General features: G+C 58.2%; 6 protein-coding genes. 2 read left to right on the top strand and 4 right to left on the bottom strand.

Annotated elements, in window-relative coordinates; all coding sequences use genetic code 11:
- Positions 1-396, top strand: a 396-nt coding sequence (locus BM396_RS31425) for an OmpP1/FadL family transporter (protein WP_170861897.1), incomplete at its 5' end; no start/stop codon positions are given.
- A gap of 1,779 nt (positions 397-2,175) precedes the next feature.
- Here BM396_RS31425 and BM396_RS33595 read toward each other — a convergent pair.
- The 3 genes from BM396_RS33595 to BM396_RS32485 form a co-directional block, all read right to left on the bottom strand.
- Complete coding sequence (locus BM396_RS33595; protein ID WP_043388154.1) at positions 2,176-2,403, bottom strand: hypothetical protein; 228 nt, start codon at positions 2,401-2,403, stop codon at positions 2,176-2,178.
- A 416-nt stretch (positions 2,404-2,819) separates the two neighbouring features.
- Positions 2,820-4,688, bottom strand: a complete 1,869-nt coding sequence (locus tag BM396_RS32490; protein ID WP_170867537.1) for a hypothetical protein — start codon at positions 4,686-4,688, stop codon at positions 2,820-2,822.
- Positions 4,689-5,641: 953 nt separating this feature from the next.
- The gene (locus BM396_RS32485) at positions 5,642-6,931 is read right to left on the bottom strand and encodes an O-antigen ligase family protein (RefSeq protein ID WP_139239604.1); all 1,290 of its coding nucleotides are present in this window, start codon (positions 6,929-6,931) and stop codon (positions 5,642-5,644) included.
- A 763-nt stretch (positions 6,932-7,694) separates the two neighbouring features.
- Here BM396_RS32485 and BM396_RS32480 point away from each other — a divergent pair.
- Positions 7,695-8,033, top strand: coding sequence for a hypothetical protein (locus BM396_RS32480; protein WP_139239603.1), 339 nt, complete (start codon positions 7,695-7,697; stop codon positions 8,031-8,033).
- A 437-nt stretch (positions 8,034-8,470) separates the two neighbouring features.
- On the opposite strand, the gene BM396_RS31410 is transcribed toward BM396_RS32480, so the two are convergent.
- The coding region (locus tag BM396_RS31410; RefSeq protein WP_043387958.1) for a transposase at positions 8,471-8,664 on the bottom strand (194 nt) is incomplete at its 5' end.

The following is an 8,664-nucleotide window of genomic DNA, read 5'->3' as shown; positions in this document are numbered from 1 at the left end:
ACCCTGCCGCTCAACTACAAGGACGGGTTCACCTATGCGATCGGCGCCGAGTACGACGCCTCGCCGAACCTGACGCTGCGCACGGGCTTCGCCTACGAGACCTCGCCGATCGACTTCCGCAACCGCTCGGTGCGGCTGCCGGACGGGGACCGCTACATCGCCTCGGTGGGCGCCAGCTACCGCTGGAGCCGGCAGCTGACGCTGAACCTCGCCTATTCGCACTTCTTCCTGGACCGGTCGCGGATCCTGGCGGGCCTCGGCCGCGACTACAACGTCGGCAACATCGCCTTCGCGGGGGTGGTGGATTCCAGCGCCGACATCGTCTCGGTGGGCTTCCGCTACGTGTTCGGCGCGCCGCCCGCCCCCGCCCCCGCGCCCCTCGTGCGGAAATGGTGATGCGCCTGCGCGGATCGCCCGGGCGACGCTCGCACTCGAGGACGGCCGCGATCCGCGCTTCGACCTCACGGTCGACCGGCACATCCTGAAGCGGTCAGGCGGCGACGGCGAGTCTGCCGCCTGACCGCCTTCCACGACGACGAGATCCCCGACGACGCGGCGAACCGCGGGCTGCTCGGACCCTGGTCCTGATAGGGTCTGGTCGCGATGGGCCCAGAAGGCGGCGTCGGCCGCCAGGGCGACGGCCGAGGCGTCCTTGTGGGCGAGCTTGTCGTTGCGGGCTGCGAAGCGGCGTCGGTCCTTGCTTTGGTTGAAAGGGACCTCACGCATTCGCGGGAGCGGGGCCCACCGTGCCGGATCTTCCGCTTGTGGCCGCGCGTGCCCCGGATGACCCGCGTGATCCTGCCCTTGCGTCGGTTCGCGCACAACCAGACGGCATCGCAGCCTGAGCCGGGGGCCAAGCGCCGTGTCCGGCTTTGCGCCCCGGCCAGTGCCGCCGGGACGATTGTCAAGTTACGACGTTGCCGGGCGTCAGCGAGCGGATGCGAGGGCAGCCGCGGAGATCAGTGAGCGTATGGGTCTCGGTAATCCGGTTACCATCGCCGCCATGCTGGCCATCCGGGGTGCCGTCCGGGACATCATCAAACGGACCCTGACGTCGCTCTTCGCCGTGCCGCAGCCCGTCGGCGTCGACAACAAGCTCGCCTTCGAGGTCCTCGCCTCTCCGCTCGCCAAGCCCGTGGCTCCGTCAGACCCGCCGAGCTTTCGGCGCCGAAGTCGCAGATTCCACGCCGGCCACGGACGCGGTCGCCGCGCTCGACCCGGTTCACGCAAAGGAGCGCATCGCGTATGACGATGCATGCTCGCCCGCCAGCCGGGACGACGAGCTTTTCGCCGAGGGGGCAGATGAGGCCGCGGGCGCGGCGCCTCACCGCCTCGCAGAGAGCCCAACTGACGCCTCTGCCCGGTCACCGCCCGGGCCGTAACAATCTCGAACAAAGCGGCCGCGACTTCCTTCCGAAGCCGGGCAACCTCCGCGCAAAGCGCGACGGATCCATTGATCGCGTTCCGAGGGGAGGCGTTGGCAGGTGACAGACGCCATCGCGGGAGAGGCGGCAGATGGGTCGCGCGGGGCCTTCTCGAAGCCGAGATCGGCTTGGACGACGCGCCGCTCCGCAACCCTCGTCGGGGGAAGCGCGCGTGTCAGGCGAGCGCCGTGGATGGGCGAGGCGATGGCGTCGCCGCTGAGCGCGGGGCTCTCGGTCGTTTGTGGTGTGATCCCGCCGTTCAGCTGATGAGCGCGCGATCATTGCTCCCCATCAATCCGTGAATATACTGGTTGCAAGCGCATGATGGAACCAGCTATGGCCGCCTACGGCAAATTCTCAATGCTGATTTGGGCGCCAATGATTTATCTTGCCACAGTATCGGGGGCGACGGCCGATATCGGTGTGGCGGACGCCAAGGTCACTGGTGGTGAACTCTGGATTATAGGATATTCAGACGAAAAAGATACGGACATTAGTCTGGATGGCCGTTTTTCACGTCAGATCGACCATCGGGGCTACTTCGAATTCCGCGTCATCTATCACCCGGCGACGTGTATCGCGACGCTGCGCACAGCGCGTCAAGAGCGCAAGATCGTGGTTGCCAATTGCGGCGAGCAAGGACCAGCCGGACCTCCGGGACCTCCGGGACCTCCGGGCGCTGCGGCCGCGACTGGACACAGCAGCAGGGTCGAACAGGGATACAGGATGGACGGTACCAAGCCGTCCGAGCTCAGCGGATCAGGGGCATCCAGAACGGCCATTGCCGGCCCCCCCTGGCCACCAGGACCGAGCGGGCCGCCAGGGTCCGTTGGCCCACCGGGGCCCGCCGGCCCACCGGGACCCGCTGGCCCGCCGGGGCCTGCTGGCCCGCGAGGGCCTGCCGGGCCTGCAGGCCCCGCCGGCAAGGCTGGTCCACCAGGCCGACCTGCAACAGTGCGGCCCACAGTAGCCCGGACATTGCCCCTTCGTCCGGCGCCAAAGGCCGCTCCCAACCGGCAAGGCGCGAGCACCCCCAATCTTGGTGAAGAACCCGAAGCGAGTGATGGTGTGAGCCCGGAAGACAGGTACTGATCTCTGCACAATCAGGATCCGTCCGTGCCGACACCGAAGCGGATCGTCTCGCCCTGTTCCACCGAGGACGGCGACGCCTCCCTGCTCAGAACGAGCGGCCGAACTCTCTTCCTTACAGAACGCGCGGAGATGCCCGGCGGGCCCTAAAGGGATGACGGGCTTAGCGGCTCTGTTCATCGTGCAGACTTACCGGCTGCGCACTCCGCTTTCCGTGCCTTGAAATCCAAGCGATCCGAGGGCGCAGCCGTTCACTGGCACCTAAGGCGGCCGGCCAAAACTGGCGCTCATTCGCGCCTGCTCGATTCATGTGGGCCCCTGCCTGTACGAGGCAGCACTGTCTGCAGGATCGAGCCCAGCACCAGTTTTGTCGACCGACCAGACGACATCCGTCTCGGAAACGAAAATCGGTCGGCCAATTTCCTTCTCCCTGAGCCAGCGCGTAAATCCTGAAAAGCCGGTAGTATGGAAAATCATCGGCCGGCTAAGCGCGCGAAAGGCTTTCATCAACGTCTCCGCTTCGGCATCGCTGATCTCCTTTTTGAGCGCTAGGCTCAGAAGCTCCATTCTGTCAGCCACCCTCTTTGGAGAGTAGCCCTTCACAGACGTGAGTTCCCGGGTGCAACTCATGGAGTACCCGGCTCGAGACGTCGGAACCGGAACATCGCCACACACGTATAGGGCACGCCCGGCAAATACCGCGATCGGCCGCTCGTCGGGCGCAGTAAAAAGCACGGCATCGGGCGGCGCTTTCTCGCGAACGACTCGTAGCCAGGATGGCATCGCCTTCGCGTCAGGCGCGATATCCGATGCATAGATGTCCAAGGGGGTCGCGTAGCGCAAATCGGGATTGGTCCAGCGAGGAAACTCGTAGACCACGCACGACAGAAACAAAACGATCAATACGCCCGCCACGACTGAGGATCTCGATCCCCTGTCCGCCCATCGGGTAATTTCAGCCGCGACCACGGGGGCCGCGAACAGCAGGGCCGTGAAGAGGAATTTATATCCGACGCCGTCGCGAACCGCGATCACGACGTAGGCCAACTGAAGTCCGAATGTCACGCCGATGAAAAATAACGTCGACCAGGATATGATTTTCCGTTGAAATATGAGAATTGACAGTAATATCGCGTCTATTGCACAATAAATCCATCCCCACCTGATGAACTGGAGGGGCAAGTCACGAATCTTCACAAGACTGAAGGGCGGAATTTCCGAATCCCGTCCGAGGAAAAGCCCATAGAGAACCACTATGCCGAAGCTCGCGATCCAAAGGGCAAAAATCAGGCTGGTCTTGATTAGAGCTCGACGATCGGACGATCCGACTCCACGGACTTGTTGCAGGATTTCAAAGGCAATCAGTGCCGCGGCGACCGCCATACATGATGGTAAGAAAAGCGGATAGACCAAAGAACTCGCAAAAGACGCTATGATCACAAGTATGAGGAATGAAGACCGCTTGAAATTAAGGTAGCCCAGTACTGCAAAGACCATCAAGGCAAACGAAGACAACCCGAAAACCATCGTGTCCATGTTCTGAATTTTTTCCATCATTGGTGTTATGCGTGCATCTCCCAATGCATGGTATTCGCTTTTGGCTATGCCGAGTATGATATCGGGTAGACCGACGGCGAGGAGTGCAATTGCGGTACTTGCGGCTACCTTCGCAGAGTTATGGCGCTGACCAAGAAACAAGATCGAGCACTCTACGATGATGATGAACATCGAAATAAAGTGCAAAATATTTAGCGGTAAGAAAAGTCTCGTTGGCGAAATCGCGACAAGGTTTGAAATAAGAGACAGCTGTGTCCACCCGAGCCAACCATAATTCAGCCGAAGCCCAGCCATCTCAAACTCTTCCGGCAATCGCGGCAGCAAATTAATCTGCTGTATAGCTGCGATTTGCATCATGTTGTGCCAACCGTAATCCGTTCGGAATGTTTCCTTTAGAACCGTAAAGATGATCGGGGCCGCCAAAGCGCAAGCCAGAAGCGCGGAATACCCGCAGCCACGAAAAGTAAATCTTGGGCGGAAGTAAAGAATAAGAGCGCCCGCTACGAGAGCATTTAGCGCGCTTGCTAAGTATGTAAACTGACTGAATTCTAAACCGAATGCTATTGCGACCAAGACCTCAAGAGACAAAAGTCCCGGCGACAGCACGAAAGCTGCCAAGACTCTCACTCGTATTGGAATCACGTCGGCTAGCAAGGCGACCAATAGGGATCCCGGCGCTATCACCAAGGACCCGGCGAGAAGGAGATTCACAGCCTGTGACGCAATCGCCGACATGGTGCCCATGGGAGAACTGCTGCTTATAAGGCAACGATATAATTAAAAACACGCAAGCGCAACTTGGTAGGAATGGTATAGGGAACCAAAAATCCAGTCGAAAAGCGATATACGAAACTAATGCAGCTGCTGTGGTTTATGTCTTGGCTGGATATTGCTCGCTAAAATAGAAGCTATATAAGATAAAATGACGCTCGGCTGTGCGCCGTCAGAGCTCTCTCGCTTCGTAGAATTTGGCGGATGATGCCAACAAACTTGGAGGCTCGCAAACATTTCTGATAGCGAGAGAGTGAAAGCGATCGATTGGGCCTCGGATCTTCGGACGTTGAAAGCAGATCGTGCGATCACGTCATCAGGTGATCAGGAGACCGAATTACGCTCCACGAATCGATCGTGCCGGTAGGGTTCTTTGCCCTGGCGGCTTCACAAGCCGGGCGACCTCGGCCTTGTCGATCCCCCTCATGGCTTGAACAATCCAACGTGGCGCGACGGCTCCTGGCACGTCCGAACGGATGGAGGCGTACCCCCCGGTGATTCCGATGTTTGAGGCGCCGAACTCTGGACAGGTCAGACGCGAGGGAAGCGCCTGGTCCCGTGGTGCCTGCGATGCATTCGACAGCGGACTTGCGTCTTGGGTTGGGTCCGGTCAGGGAAGATCGGGCCAGAACTAACCGATGCGGGCCATCTTGTCGGCAAATGCTACCAGACGAGCTTGGCTACGCAATCCCATATATGAGCTTCGTGGTCGCAGCCCGGTCGTAAATCGTTTAGTGCAGATAAGATCAAGATCGCGACAGAAACAATCATTAGCGTATTTTCCGCCATTTGAACAAATATCAAAATTGATGGTGCCGATAATTTCGATTTATTGTGTGCATCATGCAGATAACGACGATAATCATAAATTGAAGAACATGGTCGCGAGAAAGGAGCGTGGACTCTGTTAAATTGTGACCCACACAAAATACAAATATAGCCATAAAAAGAGCACCAGTTTTGTTGTCGAAGGCGGGATGGCTCAACAATGTCGCGATAGGCCTGACAATAAGAAAGTATAATGCGATTGCGAGGCCAGGCAAACCGATCTGCGACGCGATATCTAAGTATCCGTTATGGCCCTGAGAGGCAATTTCGAACCAGCTTCCTCCTTTCGCATAATCATAGACCGGGCTAACACCTCCGATGTACCAAAAAGAACCATATCCGGCACCAAGATGCCAGTGATCGGAAATATAAGCTATTAATACGCGCCAGATTTGTGAACGACCTGTCAATGTATCATCGCGATCCAAGGGTTCCATCAGCCATTCACCGTACCACAGCAGAATGACACCGAAACAGAAGGCGCTCGTCATTGCCGCTGCGAAGGCAAGCGGCCAATCGCGATGATTGTTGGCACGAAATGCATGCCCCGATAGCAGGGCCAATAAGGCAAGTGCGGTCGAAGTTTTGGATCCTGTCTTCATCAAAAATAGAAAAGCCGCAATGATAACGATCCATCTTAGAAAGGACAGATGCTTTTGCTCCATGAAGTAAAAACACAGCATGGTTACCGCACAGAGTGCGCCCATAAAGTTTTTCTCGGGATAAATTCCCCGCCAATCACCAATGAGAGCGACATCTCGGCCCGCCTCCGGCTGGTGTATACCGACGCTCGGGAAGAACAGGACGGTTACGTAGCTTGCGAAGAGCGCCAAAGTCAGAGCGATCCGGACATGCGCAATGCTCTTCGCAACACCGAGCGATTGTATGGCAATAGCAACGGACAGAGCAACAATCGTCGTCAAGGCCAAGCGACGGGTCGCAATTGATGGATCTATTGCCCAAACGATACTCAGCCAACAATAGGCCAATATTAGACGAACGTTTCCCGGAAGCGCGGACAAGCTTCGAAAGTCGCGATGGATGCCCGTTCCAGCCAGTATAATTAATAAAATCAGTACATATCCAAGCTGTCGGAACGGATTTCCTTCGGTCATGGAAGCGGTGCCGACGCTCAACCCATCCTGGGTGATTGGCGCAGTGACGACCATAATACAAAGTGCAAAAAAAGCGATTGATACGACGCTCTCATGAGCGGACGATCGCAAATCTTTCTCAACGGCATTGAAAGGACCTGTCCTCATAGATCTGTTTTCGTCCTCTCTGGGAAAACAAATAAGTTTTAGCTCAGCGCCATCAACAAAATCCCATTCCAAAAGCCTTGCGAGCGCCGCCTTGCTGCAGCTGCGGATAAACGAGGTGACAAAAATCTAAGCCAAATTCGCTTATTTCGACTTTATATCGTAAGCGCCGATCTGTCTAGATCGATATAGTCGGCGGCGCCCACAATCATTGTCATCATCGCCAAGAATTTTCCTGGGTCTGAAATGCGCTTTCATCCATGGCTCATTCGCGGCCGAGATATGCAAGCGGACTTTGAGGCGAACTAGACGAGGGTTCAAGTCTCTCACGCGATGCAGAGATAGCCGAAATCCATCTTGGATCGAGCGACGCCGGCGCCGCCGGTCAACACCTCGAACTGATCAAGCACCGGTGGAAAGGCTGGCGCCGGTTGGCCCGCACTCAAGTCGCGTCTGTCTTTAAAGCCATTTGCGTACTGAAACACCAGCTAGCGTTGATATCTACTTGGCTCCTCGAAAGCAGTAGGGTCACAGAAATCGCACATTTCGATCAGCGTTCTGCAATCCAATTCGGTAAGCGTATCGCCGGAGGACTACCTATACCGGCGATCCATCGTCAGACCAATTCGCTTTGGCTAGATCTCGTTCATGGGGGCCCGAAATGGCTTCGAAGCAATGGCGCATCGCCTCCTTCAGTCTTTCGATCTGTCTGAGTGGAGGTTTGGGTGGATGTCTGAGCTTGACGGTTTTGGAATCGAGCCCTTCCATGAAGACCGTGGATCCCGCACCGGTGGCCGATCTCGATGACAGTGGGGTTCTCGAAGCGCCCCGCCGACGTCAGACCGGCAATGGCGTCGACCCGATAGCCGTGCTCGCTCATCGCACCCACGATCGAATGGGTGCTGCAGCCGTCACAACGGTCGAACGCCTGCCGGCCTTTGCGGCTGCGCCCTCGACGAACGAGCCAAAGTCTGCAGGCTCGCAACGGCGTATTCAGGCACCGCGCCGTCAGGTCAGCAACGCCGAGATTGCAGAGCGGGATCGTCAGGCGGAGGTCCTCATTCGGCAGTCTGTTCGATCCATCTGCGAAGGATGCCAGAATTGAATGTTCGGCGTCTCGGCACTGAGCGCGGGACTCGGTCCTGCCATCAGAGCCGAGAACGATCTTCAGTGAGCGTGAGCAACCTGAGAGGTGCCTAGAACAATGACACAAACGACGCAGCCCGCGCCCGGACAATGATGGATCACAGGGCGGGTTGGGTCGTCGCCGGCCCACGGCACCATTGCGATCTAAGGCGACCCCATGTGGGGCCGAGGCCCTCTGGCCCACCAGATGCCGGTGAACTCTTCATCCTTAAGGCGCCGCTGGAATCAATCCGCCACCCGGTCTAGCCCGTCTTATTCATCGGGCTTTGTCGGCGGTGGTTTTTAGGCTGATGGCGAGCGGGATCGCGCGTCTGTTCTGACGCGTGTGGATCCGGAATGTTTTGTCAGCGCTGGAGGGATGTGGACGGGTTCGTCGGGGCGTCGCTGCCCCGTCGTTCAGGCTGGCGCCGGGGCGAGCGCGGTCGCGAGGTGGCGCAGAAGGTCAGCATCAGGGCAGGCGGCGGCGAAGGCGAGGCGAACCCGGCTGGCGGTCTCGCGGATGCGAGCTCCGAGCTTCAGGAGGCGCAGCCGGAGGGTGGCGAACTCGGCCGTGGCGAGGCGGTGCGCCTTCGGGATGGTGTCGCGCACGC

This window comes from Methylobacterium sp. UNCCL125, assembly GCF_900116795.1.
GTDB lineage: Bacteria > Pseudomonadota > Alphaproteobacteria > Rhizobiales > Beijerinckiaceae > Methylobacterium > Methylobacterium fujisawaense.
Note: the sequence above shows the minus strand (reverse complement) of the source record. Positions and strands in the feature narration are given on the sequence as shown.